Raw genomic sequence first — 17498 nt, forward strand, 5'->3', positions numbered from 1 at the left:
TGGATCCGGCTCCAGGTCTCTTGGCGCCTGCCCGGCGTCGGCACGGCGCCGCAAAACTAAACGCCAATGGGCGAAAATTACGCAGCGTGCCCCAGAGGCTTTGACGCGCGCTGGAAAAACAACCAAATTGCCGGCCCAATCATGAAATCGGTCCAGGTTCCAGCGCTGGAGCTCTTCCTGCACGAGATGATCCCCCTCGCCAAGGCGATGGGCGTGGGCGTGGAGCTGAGCGACGACCGTTCGCTGGTGCTCCATGCCCCCAAGGAGCAGAACAAGAATTCGCTGAACACCGCGTTTGGCGGCAGCCTCGTGTCCCTCGCCACCCTCGCCGGCTACGGCGTCATGTGGGAATTGATGAAGAGCGAAAAGGGCGCCGAGAAGGCGAGCTGGAGCATCGTCGTGAAGGAGAGCAAGGCGGCGTACCGCCGTCCCGTCCTCGGCGACCTGCGGGCCATCTGCGAGCGTCCCGCCCAGGCGGCCATCGCCGAATTTCGCGACGCCCTCGACCGTTACGGCAAGGCCAAGCTCAAGCTCAAGGCCTCGATCGTCGAGAACGGCGCCGTCGCCGTCGACGTCACCGCCGCGTTCGTCGTTTCTCGCTGAGCCCGCCGCGCTCTGCGGCGAACCGGCGGCCCGTTCGCGTCGCCGGCGCCCTCAGCCGAGGTCAAATGTGCTTCGAATCCGAGGCGTCCTTCTGGACGTACCCGGAATCCTGACGCGCGTGATTCACCGCGTTCTTCTTCAGGTAGGCCTGGTACACATCGTCAGCTGACATCCCGAGCGTCTGCGCGAGCGAGACGAGAAAGTGGAACAGGTCAACCACCTCGACCTTCGCGTTCTGTTCGTCGAACTTCTGGTACTTCGCCCACCACTTCCAGGGCACGCTGTCGATCAGCTCGGCCGTCTCTTGCTGCAGCGCCCGCGTGTAGTTCAGAATCCACTTCGCCTTTTCCTCCTCGGAGGCCGGCGGCAGGTTCACGCCGATCCGACGGTTAAGCGCATCCTGCATCCGGAAGATTTCTTCGAGCTTGTCCATGGCGCCGGAGGCTGACGTCCCCGCCCGGGCGCTGGCAAGCGAGAGGTTCTGGCCGCCTCGAAGCCCGCATCCCCAAGCGCCACCGCGATCACACAGCGCGCCGTCCTCGCATCTTGTTGCAATTAAGAGGACTATGAGATTTCGCCCAAGAGCTGCGGGCCCGGCTGGCGGAAAATTCAGTTGCTCCAGGCGTCATCCGCCACGATCGTGAGGCCTTCATGCACGCGTCGAGCGCCCCCGCGCTCCGAGTGTACAACCAACCGGTTGCTCTCCTGCGCCGCAGGATGAGCGCCTTCAAAACACATAAACACATGTCAGATAACGAAAAGTCAGGCGAGCCCGCTTCGGGCGCGGCCGACTTACCCGCCCCCGCGCCCGCCGAGGCGCCGGTGAAAGCGGAGAACACCGACGCCGCGGCCGCTCCGGCCAGCGCTGCGCCAGGGTTCGGATCGTTCGGCAAAACGCGGGGCTCCGGCCTTGCCCGCGGCAAGCGCCCGGCCACGTCCTCGCCCTCCGCCTCGTCTGCCGCTCCCGAGGGCTACAAGCCGACCTCCATCGAGGTCATCGTCCCGCAGACTGAGTACAAGAACCCGTTCACCGGAGAAACTTCGGTGAATACGCCCCGTGCCAACGAGCCTGCCCCGCAGGCCGCCCCCGCTCCCGCTCCTGCCGCGCCTGTCGCGACCACGCCCGCTCCGAGCGAGGCGCCCGCGCCCGCTCCGGTCGCCGAGGCTCCCGTGGCTCCGGCCGCGGAAACGCCCGCGGCTTCCGTCACACCGACGGAGCCCGAGTCCGACGAGAAGCCCGAGCTGAAGATTCTTCCTCCCCAAGAGACCAAGCGCGCTGCCGTGCGTTGGGAAGCCACGCCCGAGGGCGAACCCGCCGCCGAGAACCGGCGCGAGGAGCGTCCCACCTTCCAGCCCGACCGCGAACGTCGTGGTCGTGGTCGCGATTTTCGCGAAGGCGGCCGTGACTTCCGCGAAGGTCGTGAACCCCGCGAGGGTCGCGAACCGCGTGAAGGTCGTGAGCCCCGCGAGAATCGCGAGAACCGCGAGCCGCGCGAGCGTCGCGATGGTCGCAGCTTCGAAGCGCGCCAGCCTCAGGAGGCCCAGGAACGTCGCCCCGAGCCCCAGCCGGAAAAGAAGTCCGGCGGTTTCGTGGGCTGGCTGAAGGGCCTGTTCGGCGGCGAGAAGCCCGCCGAGCCCACGCCGTCTTCCGGTCGCAGCGACGAGCCGCGCCGCGAGGGTGATCAGGGCCAGCGCCATCGCCACCGCGGTGGTCGTGGTCGGGGTCACGGTGGCGGCTACCAGGGTGGTTATCAGGGTGGCTACCAGGGCGACAACCGTGGTCCTCGTCCCGAGGGCCAGGGCGATCGCGAGGGTGGCGAGCCGCGCGGCGAAGGTGACTTCGGCCCGCGTCGTCGTCGCCGTCGTCGCGGCGGCCGGGGTCGCTTCCAGGGCGATCGCGATCCGCGTCCCGAGGGCCAGCAGGGCGGCGGCGCCATCTGAGCCGTCCTCCTCCCACAGCTTTCAAGGCGTCCGCTTTCCGCGGACGCCTTTTTTGTGCGCGCACGCTTCGGGATTGAACGTTCCTCCGCCGCGGTGAAACGTGCGCATGCGCGCTTCGCGCGGCACTCTTCCGCCCGCGCAGCGCCTTCAGCCTTAAGCCTCTCTCCCGTCCATGTCCGATCTCATCGTCAACGGCGGCAAACCGCTCTCCGGAACGGTCACGCCGTCGGGCAACAAGAACTCGATGCTGCCGATCCTGTGCGCGTCCCTTCTCACCGACGAGAAGGTCACCTTGCGCAACGTCCCGGCCATCACCGACGTCGACAAGCTCGTCGCCTTCCTCACCGAGCAGGGCTCCCACATCGCGTGGGACAAGGCGACCGGCACGATGGAGATCGATCATTCCTCGTTCAACCCGGCCCGGCTCCGCGGCGAACTGCCCGCCGGCATGCGCTCCGCCGTCCTCCTGTTCGCCCCGCTCCTGCAGCGCATGCGGAAGATCACCATCCCCGCCAACGCCAAGGGCTGCTCGCTCGGGATTCGGGAACTGGATCCCCACCTCGAGATCCTGGCCAAACTCGGCGCGAAGATCTCCCGCAACGGCGAACTCACGATGCGCCTGCCGCGCGCCTTCCGCGGCGCCCGCCACTGGCCGGACTACATGTCGGTCACCGCCACCGAAAATTTCCTCATGGCCGCCGCCCTCGCCGAGGGTGAGTCCGTCCTCATCAACGCCGCCAGCGAGCCGCACGTCCAGGACCTCTGCGCCGTGCTCCTCGGCATGGGCGCGAAGATCGACGGCGTCGGCACCAGCAAGCTCACCGTCCAAGGCGTGTCGCGCCTCTGCGGCGGCGAATTCCGCATCGCCACCGACTACCACGAGGTCGTCACCTTCCTCGCCCTCGGCGCCATCACCGGCGGCGAAGTCAAGGTCCGCCACTCCCTCCCGCACCACTTCGATCTCATCACCCGGCAGTTCGAAAAACTGGGCGTCAAGGTCGAGCACCGCGGCGACACCGCCATCGTCCGCGCCAACCAGGAGCTCGTCATCGAGCCGCCGTTCACCAGCAACCTCCTGCCCAAGATCGAGGCCGCGCCGTGGCCCTACTTTCCCGTCGACCTGCTGCCGTGCATGATCGCGCTCTCCGTGCGCGCCCGCGGCGCCATCCAGTTCTGGAACAAAGTGTACGAGGGCGGTTTCACCTGGATGCCTGAACTCGCGAAATTTGGCGCCCATGTCGTCGTCAGTGACCCGCACCGCATCATCGTTTTCGGCGACCGGCCGCTGCGCCCGACCACGGTCGACGCCCCCTACATCATCCGCGCCGCCGTCGGCCTCTACATGGTCGCCGCCAGCATTCCCGGCCGCTCCGTCGTCCGCACGGCCGACACCATCAAGCGCGCCCATCCGCATTTCGTCGAAAACCTCCGCTCCCTCGGCGCCGAGGTCGAGTGGAAGGACTAGCCCACGCTCCCGGAATGCGGGTTGCGGAACCGCGGGGCGCTCCCGATGCTCCCCACCTCCCGCCGGCCCGAACCGCCGTCGCGGCTCCCGGACCTTCCCGCCAACTTTTCGCCTGCCGCAGTGAAGAAAGATAACCGCCCTTCGAAACCTGAGTCCGGAGTCCCTTCGCCCTCCGCGACCGGGCTCGGCTACATCACCAACGCGCTCGCGGCCCCCGTGTCGCCCGCCGAGGCCGCCCTCCGGCCGCTCACGTTTGGCGACTTCGCCGGCCAGCCCAAGACCATCGAGCGGCTGCAGGTCATGGTCGGCGCCGCCAAGCGCCGCGGCGACGCCCTCAACCACATCCTGCTCTCCGGGCCCCCGGGCCTCGGCAAGACCACGCTCGCCTTCATCCTCGGCCACGAGCTCGGCAAGAACGTCCGCGTCACCTCCGGCCCCGTCGTCGAGAAGGCCGGCGACCTCGCGGGCCTGCTCACGAATCTCGAGGAGGGCGACATCCTGTTCATCGACGAGATCCACCGCATCCCGAAGACCGTCGAGGAGTACCTCTACTCCGCCATGGAGGACTTCCGGCTCGATATCATGATCGACCAGGGGCCCAACGCGCGCAGCGTGCGGCTCAGCATCCCGCGGTTCACCCTCGTCGGCGCCACCACGCGCGCCGGTCTCCTCACCGCGCCGCTGCGCTCGCGTTTTACCCTCCAGACACGGCTCGATTACTACGACCGTCCGACGCTCATGGGCATCGTCCAGCGCAGCTGCGCCCTCCTCAAGGTCCCCGTCGATGCCGGCGGCGCCGAGGAAATCGCCTCGCGCTCCCGCGGCACCCCGCGCGTCGCCAACAACCTCATCAATTTCGTCCGCGACTACGCCCAGGAACGCGCCCAGGGCGCCATCACCCAGCCCGTCGCCGCCCGCGCCCTCGAGCTGCTCGAGATCGACGCGTCCGGGCTCGACGAGATGGACAAGCGCATGCTGCGTGCCATGGCCGAAAACTACCGCGGCGGACCGGTCGGCATGAGCACGATCGCCGTCGCCGTCGGCGAGGAGGCCGAAACCCTCGAGGAGGTGCACGAGCCCTTCCTCATTCAGGAGGGGTACCTGCAGCGCACGCCGCAGGGCCGCGTCCTCACCGCCAAGGGGTACGCCGCCGTCGGACTCAAGCCGCTCGCCGGCGGTGAACAGGGCTCGCTGCTGTAGCCGCGTCGTCCCGGTTGCCGCGCATGGTCCGTCCCGACTCCGCCCCATCGGCCTCCCGCTGGCGCGTCGTCGTCCCCGCCTTGCTCCTGGGCGCGGCCATCGTCGCCGCGTACGCCAATTCCTTCACCGTCCCGTTCCTCTTCGACGACCTGCTGGCGATCGTCCGCAACCCGACCATCCGCCACCTCGGCCAGCTCGGCCAGGTGCTCCAGCCCCCTTCCGCCCTGGGCGCCACGGTCGGCGGGCGCCCCTTGCTCAACCTCACGTTCGCGCTGAACTACGCGCTCAGCGGGTCCGCCGTCTGGAGCTATCACGCGGTCAACCTCGCCGTGCACGTCGGCAGCGCGCTGCTGCTGTTCGGCCTCGTCGGCCGGCTCGCGCAGAACCGCTGCGCGCACCCGCGCTTGCTCGCCACGACGATCACCGCGCTCTGGGCCCTGCATCCGCTCCAGACCGAGTCCGTCACCTACCTCGCCCAACGGGCCGAGTCGCTGGCCGCCACGTTCATCCTGCTCACGCTTTACGCGTTCGTGCGTGCCCTGACCAGCCGACGCCCCGCCGCGTGGCTCGCCGCCAGCGCCGCCGCCACGGTGCTGGGTGTCCTCACGAAGGAGACCGCCGCCGTCGCCCCCGTGCTCGTGATGCTCCTCGACCGGGCTGTCGGCGCCGGCGGCTTCGCCTCCGCGCTGCGCCAGCGGCGTTGGTACTACGCCGCGTTGGCCGCGAGCTGGATCGTCGTCGCGCTGCTGGTCCTCGGCACCGGCAACCGCGGCGGCACCGCCGGCCTTGGCACCGACGTCTCCATCTGGTCGTACCTCCTGACGCAGGCCGGAGCCATTCCCCACTACCTGCGGCTGGTCTTCTGGCCGTCGCCGCTCGTGTTCGACTACGGCACCCGGCTCGCCAGCGGTTTTGCCGAGGTCTGGCCACCGTTCTTCCTGCTCACTGCCGGCGCGATCGCCACCATTCTCGCCGCTTGGCGCGGGCGCTTGGCCGGACTCCTCGGCCTCGCCTTCCTGCTTCTCCTCGCCCCGAGTTCCAGCTTCGTGCCGGTGGCGTCACAGACGATGGCGGAGCACCGGATGTACCTGCCGCTCGCCGCCGTGCTCACCGGCGTCGCCCTGGTCGCCTCCGCCTGGCTCGGCCGGCTCGGACTCGCCGTCCTGCTCGCGGTCGCCGTGCTTGGCGGGAGCCTTACGTGGCGGCGCAACGAGGTGTACCAGAGTGCCACCTCCATCTGGCGCGACACCGTCGCCAGCGCGCCCGCCAATCCCCGCGCCCACAACAATCTCGGCGGCGTCCTCCTGCCCGCCGGCGCCGTGATGGAGGCCACCGCGCATTTCGAAACCGCCCTCCAGCTCCAGCCCGATTACCCCGACGCCCACAACAATCTCGGCAACGCGCTCATGCAGGTCGGCCGCAGCCGCGACGCCCTGCCCCACTTCGAACTCGCGCTGCGCGCGCGCCCACGTTCCGCCGACATCCTCACCAACTACGGCAGCGCGCTCGCGCAAGTCGGCCGCCTCGACGAGGCCATCGAACGGCACACGCAGGCGGCCGAACTCGCGCCGGAATTTCCCGACCCGCTCTTCAATCGCGGCAACGCCCACTACGCCCGCCGCGATTACGCCGCCGCCGTCCGCGACTACTCCGCCGCGCTCGCACTCGATCCACGCCATCACGACGCGCGGTTCAACCTCGGCATCACGCTCATCGGCCTCGGGCGGCCGCAGGACGCCTTGCGTGAGTTCCGCCGCGTGCTGGAGCTCACGCCCGACGATGCCGCGGCCCACGCCGAGACGGCCAACATTCTGGCACACCTCGGCCAGACCGCCGATGCCGTCGCCCACTACGAGGAGTGCCTTCGGCTCAAACCCGATTTCGAGGCCGCCCGGATCAACCTCGCCCGCCTGCGCGCCGTGCTCCAGCGCTCCACCCCGTCGCCGTGATGTCCTCGCGACCGCCCGCGTTCCGCCTGCTCGCCCTGCCCTCCCGCCCGTGGGTCGCCGGCGCGCTGCTGGTCGTGGCGACGCTCCTGGCTTACGCCAACACCCTCCACGCGCCGTTCGTCTTCGACGACCTGCTGGCCATCCCGCAGAACCCGACGATCCGCCGACTCGATGACCTCGGCCAGGTGCTCGCCCCGCAGGCCAACGGCGGCCTCACCGTCAGCGGCCGCCCTGTCCTGAATCTCTCGTTCGCGCTCAACTACGCCGTCAGCGGTACCGCCCCGTGGAGTTACCACCTGGCCAACGTGCTCATCCACACCGGCGCCGGCCTCCTGCTCTTCGGCCTCGTCCGCCGTACGCTCCTGCGCCCGCGCCCGGGGGACGTCATTGCGCCATTCCCGCGGCGCGACGCCGCCACCGTCGCGTTCCTGACGGCCGCGCTGTGGACGCTCCACCCGCTGCAGACACAGGCGATCACGTACACCGTCCAGCGCGCCGAGTCACTGATGGGGTTCTTCTACCTCCTCACGCTCTACGCATTCGCGCGCGGGACGATTGCGGATTCAGGCGTGTCGTCGCCGCGCGCCGCCCGTGGCTGGCTCGGCGTCAGTGTGGCCGCCTGCGTCCTCGGCATGGCCACCAAGGAGGTCATGGCCACGGCGCCCCTCGTCGTCCTGCTCTTCGATCGCACCTTCGTCGTCGGCAGTTGGCGGGCCGCGCTCGCCCGGCGGCGCGGGTACTACGCCGCCCTGGCCGCCACCTGGCTGCTGCTCGCCTGGCTCGTCCTCAGCACCGGCGCCAACCGCGGCGGCACCGCGGGCTTCGGCACCGGCGTGCCGTGGTGGGCCTACGGCCTCACGCAGTTCCAGGCCGTGACGCGCTACCTCGCGCTCGGCCTCTGGCCTTACCCGCTCGTCTTCGAATACGGCACTTTCTGGGTCGCGCGCACCACCGAGCTGCTGCCTTATGCGCTGCTGGTGCTCGCCCTCGTGGGCGCCATCGCGGTCGCGTGGCGCAAGGTCCCCGCCGTCGGCTTCTGCGGCGCGTGCTTCTTCGCCGTCCTCGCCCCCAGCTCCCTGACTCCCGGCACACTGCAGATGATCGTCGAGCACCGCACGTACCTGCCGCTCGCCGCCCTGCTTGCAGTGCTCGTCGCCGCGGTCGCCCGGCTCGGTGGCAAAGCCGGCCAGCTCGCGCTCGCCGGCGCCGTTGTTGCCGCCGCGCTGCTCACCCACGTGCGCAATCACGACTACCGCAGTGATCTCGCGCTGTGGCAGGACACCGTCGCCAAGCGTCCGGGCAACGCCCGCGCGCACGACTGGCTCGCGGAGGCGTACGCCAACACCGGCCAACCCGAGCAGGAGATGCAGCACCGCGCCGAGGCCGTCCGTCTCAATCCGCAGGAGTCGTGGTACCACTATAACTACGGTCTCGCGCTCGCCCGCCGCGGCCGGCACGCGGAGGCCATTCTCCAGTACGAGTACTCGCTGCGGCTAAAGCCGACCGAGGCCAACACCCACAACAATCTCGCGATCGCGCTGGGCGCGACCGGTCGCGGCGAGGCCGCGCTCGCCCACTACGCCGCCGCGGTGCGGCTGAAACCCGATGATGCCCAGTTTCGCTACAACTTCGGCATCGCCCTCCTCCGCAGCGGACGCCTCCCGGAGGCACGCGCGGAGCTCGAGCGCAGCCGGCAACTCCAGCCGGACAACGCCGACGTGCATTTCAACCTGGGCGCCGTCCGGCTCCGCCTGGGCCAGCCGCAGGCGGCGCTCGCCGATTACGCCGCGGCGCTCAGGCTCCGTCCGGACGACGTCGACACCCGCGTGATGCAGGCCACCGCCCTGCTCCTTGCCGGACAGCCGGAGCGCGCGGCGGCCGCGTTTCAGGCTCTGGTGGAACGTAATCCGCGCCTGGTCTCCGCCCGCTTTGGACTCGGCGAAGCGTTCGCCACGCTCGATCGCCAAACCGAGGCCATCGCCTGCTTCGAGGCCGTCCTCCAGCAGGAGCCCACCCACGCCGGCGCGCATTTCAAGCTCGGCAATGCCCTGCTCGAAGCGGGACGGCTTCCCGCCGCGATCGAACACTACATTGCCTGCCTGCGGCTGACGCCGGACGACGCCGCCGCCCACCATAACCTCGGCGCCGCGTACGCCCAGCTCGAGCGCTGGCGGGACGCCGAACGCGAGTTCGAGGCCGCGCTGCGACTCTCCCCGGACTACCCGGAGGCGAAACGCCACCTCGACCAGGTCCGGCAGATTCTCGGCCGTTGACCGCAGTGCCGGCGCGGGCCGAAGCCCGATCGCGCGTCAGCGCCGCAGCGCCCGCGCCTGCGCGAGTTCCGCCTGCGCTTCGGCGTCGCCGGGCACCAGCCGCAGGTACGCCTCGTAGTGCGGAATCGCCTCCGCCGCGCGCCCGAGTCGCAACAGCGAAAAACCGAGGGCGCGCCGCGCGTCGGCCGCCGTTGGCGTCGCACGGACCGCCGCCTCGAGCGGCGGCACGGCATCGTCAAAGCGGCCGAGTTCAACCAGCACCAATCCAAGGTTCTGCCGCGCCTCCCAGCGTGCCGGGTCGATCGTCAGCGCCGTCTCGTACTCCCGCGCCGCATTCGCCGGCTGCCCGAGCGAGAGCAGCGCGTTGCCGGCGTTCACATGGGCATCGAGGTACTTCGGATTGAGCGCGAGCGCCTCCCGGTACTGCGCCAATGCTCCGGGCATGTCGCCCAGCGCCGCGCACGCATTGCCCAGGTTATAGGAAGCTTCCGCGTACCCCGGCCGGAGCTCCCGCGCGCGCTGCAGGTACGGCAGCGCGTCCGCCGGCCGGCCCAGCCCGAGAAGCGCGTTGCCCACGTTGTTCTGCGCCTCGGCAAAGTCCGGCTTCAGCCGCAGCGCCGCCTCGTAGTGCTTCAGCGCCCCGGTCAGGTCGCTGCGCTTGGCCAACGCGTTGCCGAGATTATTCTCCGCTTCGGGGTACGCCGGCAGGAGGCGCAGCGCCGTCTCGTAGGCTTGGATCGCCTCGTCCACCGCGCCGCGATCGGCAAAGGCCACCCCGAGATTGTAGTGGGGCTCGGGATAATCCGGCTTCAGCGCGAGCGCCCGGCGGTAACAGGCCTCCGCCTCCGCACGCCGGCCTTCCCGATACCTCGCCTGGCCGAGATTGTTGTGCGCCCGCGGATTGCCCGGCCGCTTCGCCACAGTATCGGCCCAAAGGCTCGCTTCGCTGGTGTAGTCCTGGTTGCGCGCCGCCGTCGCGGCCACGGCAGCCAGCATCAGCGCGGCCAGCGGCCAACGCGCCGCCCGCGGCCAACGCCGCAGCGCCGCGATCACCACCAATGCGACAACCGCCGCCAGCGGGAGATACATCCGATGTTCTGCCGCCGTCTGCGTCACCACGGGCACGAAGCTCGAGCTCGGCGCCAGCAGCGCGAAGAACCATGCGCCGAGAAAGCCAAGGACCGGCGCGCGCTTGAGCGCGACCACCGTCGCCGCAATCACGAGCACGAGGAACAGCGTCTGTGGGAGCACCGCCCCCAGGGACTGCACCGTCCCTGTCCCGTAATCGAAGGTCAGCCCCTGCGGCCAGACCGCCAGCCAGAGGTACCGCACGATCGCCTCACACTGGGTCAGGGCATACGCCCATGGCGTCACGAGTGCCGTGAAGCCTGCCGTTCCCCCTCGGCCACTCGTGCCCGCGACCAGCACCGCCAGCAGCACCCACGTCGCAGCCAGCCCGAGATAGAACCCCCGCCGCGCGCGCCACGCCGCGCCGAAGCTCCCCGCGACAAAGGTCCGGTCGTAGAGCAAAACCAGCAGTGGAGTCGCGACCGCCACCTCCTTGCTGGCCATCGCGCCGGCGCAGGCGATCACCGCGCCCACGGCCCAACCGCGGCGCCACGCGGGCGACCCACCTGCCGCCGCGCCGTCCACGGCCCGGACGAAGCAGTACAGGGTCAGCAGCACGCCCAGGCCCGCGAGCGCCTCCGCCCGCTGGACGATGTACGTCACCGACTCTGTCTGCAGCGGATGCAGCCCCCAGAGCCCGGCGACCAGGAAGCTAACCGTCAGGGCCGCGGGGTCGCCGCGTCGCGCCAGCGTTCGCCGCACGAGTCCGAACAGAGCAAGCGTGGCCCCAGCGTGAATTAGGAAGTTCGCGAGGTGATAGCTCCAGACCTCGTTCCCGCTGATCGCGTGATTCACCGCGAACGAGAGATTCACCAGCGGGCGGCCGCTCGTGGTGAGCCCACCGGGCTGTTGCGGCCAGACGACGTCGGTCAGCGGCCAGAGTCGCCGGAGGGTCGTGTTCTCGACGATGCTCGGCACGTCATCGAACACAAAGGGCGTCGTGAACGCATTGTGGTACGCCGCGAGCAACGCCAGCACCAGGCCTGCGCCCGCCGCCCAGAGGGCGCGGGACGAAACGGAACCAGCATGCGGAGCGGGGGCGTTCACAGCGGAGGAGGCAGCGGCGGGAAGGTGTGAGGTGAACCGAAATGCCGTCCTCCGGGAACAAAAAAGGCGGCTGCCCGGGGGCAGCCGCCTCGCAAGTCACAGGACGCTCAGATCAGAACGTGATCCGCATGCCGACCTTGATCTGCCAGCGGGACGCCTGGGTCTCGTCAGCGACGGTGGGCACGCCATCGAGCGTGTTGCTGTTGAAGTAATAGACGTACTTGTTCGCGGCGGCGTCGTACTCGGTACCGGCGACGCGGCGCTTGTACGTGAACGGCACTTCGTCGAGCAGGCCCCACTCGTCGTTGAGCAGGTTGAACAGGTTCATGATCTGGAAGTACGCCTCGGCGCGGACCCGGCGGAACACCGGGATCTGCTGCCGCAGGGTCAGGTCGACCGTCTGCGTCCAGGGCGAGCTCTCGCTGTTACGCGACAGGACCTGGCCGTAGTACTTGCTCAGCGTCGAGGTCTGGGCGAACGCGAAGAACGCGTCGCGCTCGGCCGTGTTCTTCCAGGTGACCTTCGAGTCATCCGGGCCCGTCGGCATGTAGAACAGGTCGTTGTCCGCGATGCCGTCGCCGTTGGCGTCACCCTTGAACACCCAGCTGTAGGGGTGGCCGGTGCGGCCCTCATAGACGAGGGTCAGCGTGGTGCGGGTGTCCTTGATCTTGAAGAAGTCGAACTGGCGGGTGTACTGCGCGACGATCTTGTCGCGGGCATTGGTGTTCGAGGTGGAGGCAACTTCCTCGTTCGGGTTGAACACGGCACGGGTCGTGTAGAGCGAGCCGGCCGTCGAGGAGGTCATCGGGCTGACTTCGGTCGCGTGACCGCGAGTCCAGGCAACGCTGGCGGCCCAGTGGTTCTTCATCGGGCGCCGCAGCGCGAGGGTGAAGTCGTGCGACTCACCCTTGCTCGTGTTGTTGATCCGATACACGTCGGCGAAGGTCGAAACGCGGCGACGGCCACCGGTGCTCGTCGAGGGCGTGCCCGTGATGTTCGGGGTGATCGTGCCGGCGTAACGGATACGACCGTCGGGCATGACCGTGCCAACCCCGGCTTCCTTGTAGTTCAGGAAGTCGATGAAGAGGCCTTTCTCGACCTGGGTCGCGGTCACCTCGGCGGTGGCGACCAGATTCCAGAACGGCAACTCGTGATCGACGGCCAGGTTGCCCTTCCAGATGGAGGGCATCTTGAAGCCGTCGGCGGTCAGGTTGATCGTTGGCGTCGGCGCAGTGCCCGCCGGGATCGGCTGCTTGGTCACATCAGGCTGGAACTGCAGCGTCGGCTGGAGCGTGCCGTTAGAGTTCTGACCATTCACGTTAACCGTGATCGAGCTGGCCGTGCCAGCGTTCTGGTAGGCGTTTGCCAGCCAGACAGCCGGATTGCGGCCCTGGAACAGGCCAACGCCACCGCGGACTTCGGTGCGGCGGGACGCCGGCACGCGATAGTTGAAGCCAAGGCGGGGAGCCAGGGTCGAGTTGCCGTCGATGGTGTAGTCGTTGCGAATGCCGAACGCCGCATCGAACGCCGCATTGTAGGGCGGCGCCTGGTCAACGGTCGGGATGTCATAGCGCAGGCCGCCGGTGAGAGTCAGGCGCTGCGTGGGCCGCCAGGTGTCCTGCAGCAGGAACGCGTAGGCATCGTAGGTCCAGCGGGCAAAGACATTGTCGATGGTGTAGCCAGCCAACGGCTGCGCATCGGTGTAGGACGTCGGCAGGCCAAGGAGGAAGTTTTCCACCGAGCTGCGGGCCGGAGTGGTGCCCCAAGCCTTGGTGCTGCGGAAGGTATAGCTGCCGTAGTAGGCTTGGAGGAAGCGGTTGTCGTACTTGGTCGAGTTAACCTCCGCACCCGCGGCAATGACGTGATTTCCCAGCGAATACTCGCCGGTGATCTTCGAGATCATCTCCTTCGTGTTCAGCTCGTTCAGCTGGCGGGAGAACTCGGTACCGAAGTTCAGGTAACCCGTCGCCGCCGCGCCGGTGTCTGTACGCGTGCCGGTCAGATCGCCAATGCCGACCGCCGGAAATGGCGTGCCGCGATTCTTCGGCGACGCATTGTAGTCGCTGCGGCTCCACGAAACCTCCGTGCGGAAGTCCGGAGTCCACTGGCTGAACAGCTGGGCGGTGTAGCTCTCGGTGGTGCGCGGGGTGTCGTACCAGTAGTTGCTGAGCGAGCTGCCGGAGGTGCTGGTGACACCGGAGAACACCGGGGTGGTGCCCTCGTTCTTGCGGTACGTGAAGCTCAGGCGGTGCTCCTTCGAGATGTTCCAGTCGATCTTGGCCAGGTAGGTCTTCTGCGTCGCGATGTTCTCCGCCCCGGCGAAGGAACCTGCGTCATAGCCCATCGACTTCACCTTCGCGAGCACCTGGTCGATCAGCGCGAGGGACTCGGCGCTGAACTTGAAGCCGGCGACCGGAGCCGAGGAGTCACGGCGGAAGTCGTCATAGCTGAAGAAGAAGAACAGGCGGTTCTTGAGGATCGGGCCGCCTACGGTCACGCCCCAACGGCGCTCTTCGAAATACTCCTTATCGCCGGTGCGGGGATTCTTCGCGCGCATGCCGTCGTCGGTGAACTCATAGTAGGCGGAACCCTCGTACCGGTTGGTGCCGCTCTTGGTCACGGCGTTCATCAGCGCGCCGGTGAAACCGGAGCGACGGACGTCGTAGGGATTCAGCTCGATGTTGAGAGCCTGCAGCGCTTCCAGCGGGATCGGGCCGCGGAGCGAGGACACGCCGTTGCTGTTCAGGCCGAACGGGTCGTTCGCTTCGACGCCGTCGATCAAGAACGAGTTGAAACGGAAATTCTGGCCCTGCGCGCTCAGCTGGCCGCCCTGGTCGAGCGAGGTCAGCAGCAGGCGCGAGTCGAGACGTGCGATGTCCTGCACGTCGCTGCGCATCGAGGCGAGATTCTGGATCTGCTCGTCGGTGAAGTTCGAGCCCGCGCCCATCCGGTTCGAATCGAACGCGGTGTCGCGCTCGCCGGTGACGCTGAACGCCTGCATCTTCACGATCTCGGTATCCAGCGGGAAGTTCACTTCCGCCGTCTGGCCCAGATCGAGGAACAGGTCGCGGCGCACTTCGCCGTTCGCCGTCACGGTGTACGGACCACCGATGCGGAGACCGGAGAAGTCGTACAGGCCGTTCGCACGCGTGACCGTCGTCACAGTCGTGTTCGACGGCTCGTGCACCAGGGTCACCGTGGCACCCGCCACTGGCGTCCCTTGTTTATTCGACACCGAGCCGCTCAGGGCCGCAGTCGTGATGCCCTGGCCAAACGCGGCAGAAGCGAATGCAAAGCTAAGCGCAAACAGCGCCGCCAGCACCCGCGTAATATGCGAGGATCGTTTCATGTGAGGTAGTTGTAGCTTGGTTCCGGTAGAGTGTCGGCGAACCCGACGGCACTTACGTAGGATGCGAGCGAATCGGGGAGGATTTTCGCAGTCAAGGACTACCTCCCCCCACGCCCGCATCGTCGCACACCCGTAACAGAAGCGCTGCGGGTGAGGTGCGACGGCGCGTCTTCAGCAACCCGCGCGCCACCCGGCCGCACCTTTGCGCGCGTCGCACCGTCGCGATGCATCTTGCACGGCGGCCCGCCAGGCGTCGCGCAGCCTGCACGAAACAACTCCCCGAGCAGGCGATGGGGAGAATTCCGGACGAAAATATAAACCTCATTAGACGCGCTGCTTACGTCTCCCCGCGACCGCTTGGCACGATCTGAGGTTAATGGGGGCCAGCTTCAAATCCGGCTACCCACAACCCACCCATACCATGACGTACTCCCCCCTTCCCACGCCCAAGACCAACCGCAGTGCCTCGGAGCGCGCCGCCCGCGCCGCCGCCTCGCAACAGGAAGCCGAATACGATGCCGAGCTGGTGCGACGCTTCAACGCCGGCGACGAGGAAGCGTTCGTCGAAATCATGAACCGCTATCGCGAGAAGATATTCTCCGTCGCGCTCGCGCTCCTGCGCAATCGCGCCGACGCCGAGGAGATCGCGCAGGACACCTTCATCCGCGCCCACCGCGGCCTTGGCCGCTTCCGCGGCGACTCCTCCCTCGCGACCTGGCTGCACCGCATCGCGGTCAATCTCGCCCGCAACCGGTACTGGTACTTTTTCCGCCGCCGCCGCCACGCCACGCTCTCCCTCGATTGCGCCCTGAGCGACGACAGCGAGGCAACGTTCGCCGACCTCGTGGCCACCAGCGCGCCCAACCCGGCGCGCGAGGCCGCCACCGACGAGTTCGCCCAGCTGGTCACCGTCTGCATGGAGAAACTCGACGCCCGCCACCGCGAGATCCTCACCCTGCGCAACCTGCTCAATCGTTCCTACGACGAGATCGCGCAGGCCCTCGGCATCAACGTGGGCACCGTCAAGAGCCGCATCGCCCGCGCCCGCGGCAATCTCCGCGCGCTCCTCGCCGAAGCCTGCCCGGAGTTCGCCCCCGACGCCGCGCCCGCCGACTGGTTCGAGCCCAACCGGTCCAACGGTCGCCTCGAAATCGCGAGCGCCTGACGCCGTCGCCGAAGCCCGCGCTCCGCGCTTCGACATCTCGCCAAGGCAGATTTCCCGGCACCCATGGCCGCGCCACCCGATGTGGCGCGGCCTCTTTTTTGTTTCCGCTTCGCCCGCGCCTTGCCTTCAGTCGCGCCCGTGCCTCGCCGCGCTCCCACTTCGCCCCGCGCCACCACCACCGCCAACGCCAAGCGCCCGCCGTCCTCGCCTCCTGCCCTGAAGGTCTCCGTCGCCGGTGCGCGGCGTTTTGTCCTGCACGCGACCGGACTCGACCAACCCTTTGCGAGCGTCGGCGCCGCCCTGACCCACCTTGGCTACGTGCAGATCGATCCGCTCAACATCTGCGGGCGCATGCACGACCTCATCCTCCGCCCCCGCGTCGCTGGCTACCGCGAGGGCGACCTCATGCGCCACCTCCACGGCGAAGCGGAGGCCGACACCCGCTCGCCCGCGCCCGATGCTCCGCCCCGGGTCGCCTTCGAACACCACCACCCCACCACCAATATCCTCGTCGCCTTTCCCCTCGAAGCCTGGCCCCACCTCCTCGGCGCCATGCAGGCTCGCACCCGGCTGACCAGCGCCTGGTCGGGTCGCCTCACCCCGCGCGAGCGCGAACTCGTCCCGCAACTGCTCGCCGAAATCGCCGCCCGCGGTCCGCTCAGCAGCGAAGACTTCGCTGACGATCGGCGCGCACATCGCCCCGTCTGGGGCAAGGCCTCGCTCGTCAAAAGCACGCTCCAGAAGCTCTTCTTTCACGGCCGAGTGCTCATCGGCCGCCGCCGCAACCAGCGCCGCCTCTACGATCTGCCCGAGCGCGTCCTCCCGCCCGCGGTGCTCGCCCAACCCGCCGCCACCCTGGCCGACACCAGCCGCTGGGTGGCCGAGCTCAAGCTCCGCCAGCGCCGGCTCGCCTGGCTGAAACGCGACGAGCGCCGCGGCATCGACGACCTCGTCCAAGAGGTCCACATCGCGGGCCTGCCGTCCCTCGCCTGCCTGCGCGACGATGTCCCGCTGCTTCAGGCCTGCGATGCCGCGGTCCGTGCTCCCGACGCCGAACCCGGCGCGGCCACGCCCGCGTCCGCCGTCCGCCTGCTCGCGCCGCTCGATCCCGTCATCTACGATCGCCGCGTCACCGCCGCCCTCTGGAACTTCGACTACACGTGGGAAGCCTACACGCCCGTGGCCAAGCGCGTGCGCGGCCATTACGCGTTGCCCGTTCTCGCCGGCACCGAACTGGTCGGCCATGTGGAACCGAAAGCCGATCGGGCGGCCGGGAAACTCGTCGTCGCCTCCCGTTCGGTCCGCCGCGGCTGTTCCACCCAGGGCGCACTCCGCGAGCTCGCCGGCTGGCTCGGACTCCGGTCCTGAGCCCGCGCCG

11 protein-coding genes are annotated in these 17498 nt (G+C 68.6%); 8 read left to right on the forward strand and 3 right to left on the reverse strand.

Annotated features, from left to right (window positions below; genetic code table 11):
* The first annotated feature begins 141 nt into the window (after positions 1-141).
* Complete coding sequence (locus DB354_RS06060) at positions 142-603, forward strand: YiiD C-terminal domain-containing protein (RefSeq protein WP_158277389.1); 462 nt, start codon at positions 142-144, stop codon at positions 601-603.
* A 61-nt stretch (positions 604-664) separates the two neighbouring features.
* Here the strand turns inward: DB354_RS06060 and DB354_RS06065 are convergent, their stop codons facing one another.
* A complete protein-coding gene (locus DB354_RS06065; protein ID WP_107834548.1) occupies positions 665-1036 on the reverse strand; it encodes a dUTPase in 372 nt (123 codons plus the stop codon).
* Between the two features lie 311 nt (positions 1037-1347).
* On the opposite strand from DB354_RS06065, the gene DB354_RS06070 reads away from it, so the two are divergent.
* From DB354_RS06070 to DB354_RS06090, 5 genes are all read left to right on the forward strand, one after another.
* Positions 1348-2544 (forward strand): translation initiation factor IF-2, encoded by a 1197-nt coding sequence (locus tag DB354_RS06070; RefSeq protein ID WP_107834549.1) that lies wholly within the window; start codon positions 1348-1350, stop codon positions 2542-2544.
* Between the two features lie 172 nt (positions 2545-2716).
* Entirely contained in the window at positions 2717-4009 is a 1293-nt protein-coding gene (locus DB354_RS06075) for a UDP-N-acetylglucosamine 1-carboxyvinyltransferase (protein ID WP_107834550.1), read from the forward strand.
* Positions 4010-4201: 192 nt separating this feature from the next.
* A complete protein-coding gene (gene ruvB / locus DB354_RS06080; RefSeq protein WP_343205557.1) occupies positions 4202-5209 on the forward strand; it encodes a Holliday junction branch migration DNA helicase RuvB in 1008 nt (335 codons plus the stop codon).
* Between the two features lie 23 nt (positions 5210-5232).
* Positions 5233-7158 carry a tetratricopeptide repeat protein gene (locus DB354_RS06085; protein ID WP_107834552.1) on the forward strand — a complete coding sequence of 642 codons (1926 nt, stop codon included), beginning with the start codon at positions 5233-5235 and terminating at the stop codon, positions 7156-7158.
* Positions 7158-9431 carry a tetratricopeptide repeat protein gene (locus tag DB354_RS06090; RefSeq protein ID WP_107834553.1) on the forward strand — a complete coding sequence of 758 codons (2274 nt, stop codon included), beginning with the start codon at positions 7158-7160 and terminating at the stop codon, positions 9429-9431. Before DB354_RS06085 ends, DB354_RS06090 begins: the two co-directional genes overlap by 1 nt.
* A 36-nt stretch (positions 9432-9467) precedes the next feature.
* Here the strand turns inward: DB354_RS06090 and DB354_RS06095 are convergent, their stop codons facing one another.
* Both DB354_RS06095 and DB354_RS06100 read right to left on the reverse strand, forming a co-directional pair.
* Positions 9468-11606 (reverse strand): tetratricopeptide repeat protein, encoded by a 2139-nt coding sequence (locus DB354_RS06095; protein ID WP_146180127.1) that lies wholly within the window; start codon positions 11604-11606, stop codon positions 9468-9470.
* Between the two features lie 112 nt (positions 11607-11718).
* Positions 11719-14955 (reverse strand): carboxypeptidase regulatory-like domain-containing protein, encoded by a 3237-nt coding sequence (locus DB354_RS06100; RefSeq protein WP_158277390.1) that lies wholly within the window; start codon positions 14953-14955, stop codon positions 11719-11721.
* A gap of 421 nt (positions 14956-15376) precedes the next feature.
* Here DB354_RS06100 and DB354_RS06105 point away from each other — a divergent pair, with 421 nt between their 5' ends.
* Together DB354_RS06105 and DB354_RS06110 are read left to right on the forward strand one after the other, a co-directional pair.
* Positions 15377-16120, forward strand: a complete 744-nt coding sequence (locus DB354_RS06105; protein WP_107834556.1) for a sigma-70 family RNA polymerase sigma factor — start codon at positions 15377-15379, stop codon at positions 16118-16120.
* Between the two features lie 138 nt (positions 16121-16258).
* Complete coding sequence (locus DB354_RS06110) at positions 16259-17488, forward strand: crosslink repair DNA glycosylase YcaQ family protein (protein ID WP_233256569.1); 1230 nt, start codon at positions 16259-16261, stop codon at positions 17486-17488.
* Positions 17489-17498: the final 10 nt, after the last annotated feature.

It is taken from the genome of Opitutus sp. ER46 (assembly GCF_003054705.1).
GTDB lineage: Bacteria > Verrucomicrobiota > Verrucomicrobiia > Opitutales > Opitutaceae > ER46.

Coding starts and splice junctions, on each gene's coding strand:
- DB354_RS06060 (WP_158277389.1), top strand. CDS start 142: ATGAAATCGGTCCAGGTTCCAGCGCTGGAGCTCTTCCTGCACGAGATG.
- DB354_RS06065 (WP_107834548.1), bottom strand. CDS start 1,036: ATGGACAAGCTCGAAGAAATCTTCCGGATGCAGGATGCGCTTAACCGT.
- DB354_RS06070 (WP_107834549.1), top strand. CDS start 1,348: ATGTCAGATAACGAAAAGTCAGGCGAGCCCGCTTCGGGCGCGGCCGAC.
- DB354_RS06075 (WP_107834550.1), top strand. CDS start 2,717: ATGTCCGATCTCATCGTCAACGGCGGCAAACCGCTCTCCGGAACGGTC.
- DB354_RS06085 (WP_107834552.1), top strand. CDS start 5,233: ATGGTCCGTCCCGACTCCGCCCCATCGGCCTCCCGCTGGCGCGTCGTC.
- DB354_RS06090 (WP_107834553.1), top strand. CDS start 7,158: ATGTCCTCGCGACCGCCCGCGTTCCGCCTGCTCGCCCTGCCCTCCCGC.
- DB354_RS06100 (WP_158277390.1), bottom strand. CDS start 14,955: ATGAAACGATCCTCGCATATTACGCGGGTGCTGGCGGCGCTGTTTGCG.
- DB354_RS06105 (WP_107834556.1), top strand. CDS start 15,377: ATGACGTACTCCCCCCTTCCCACGCCCAAGACCAACCGCAGTGCCTCG.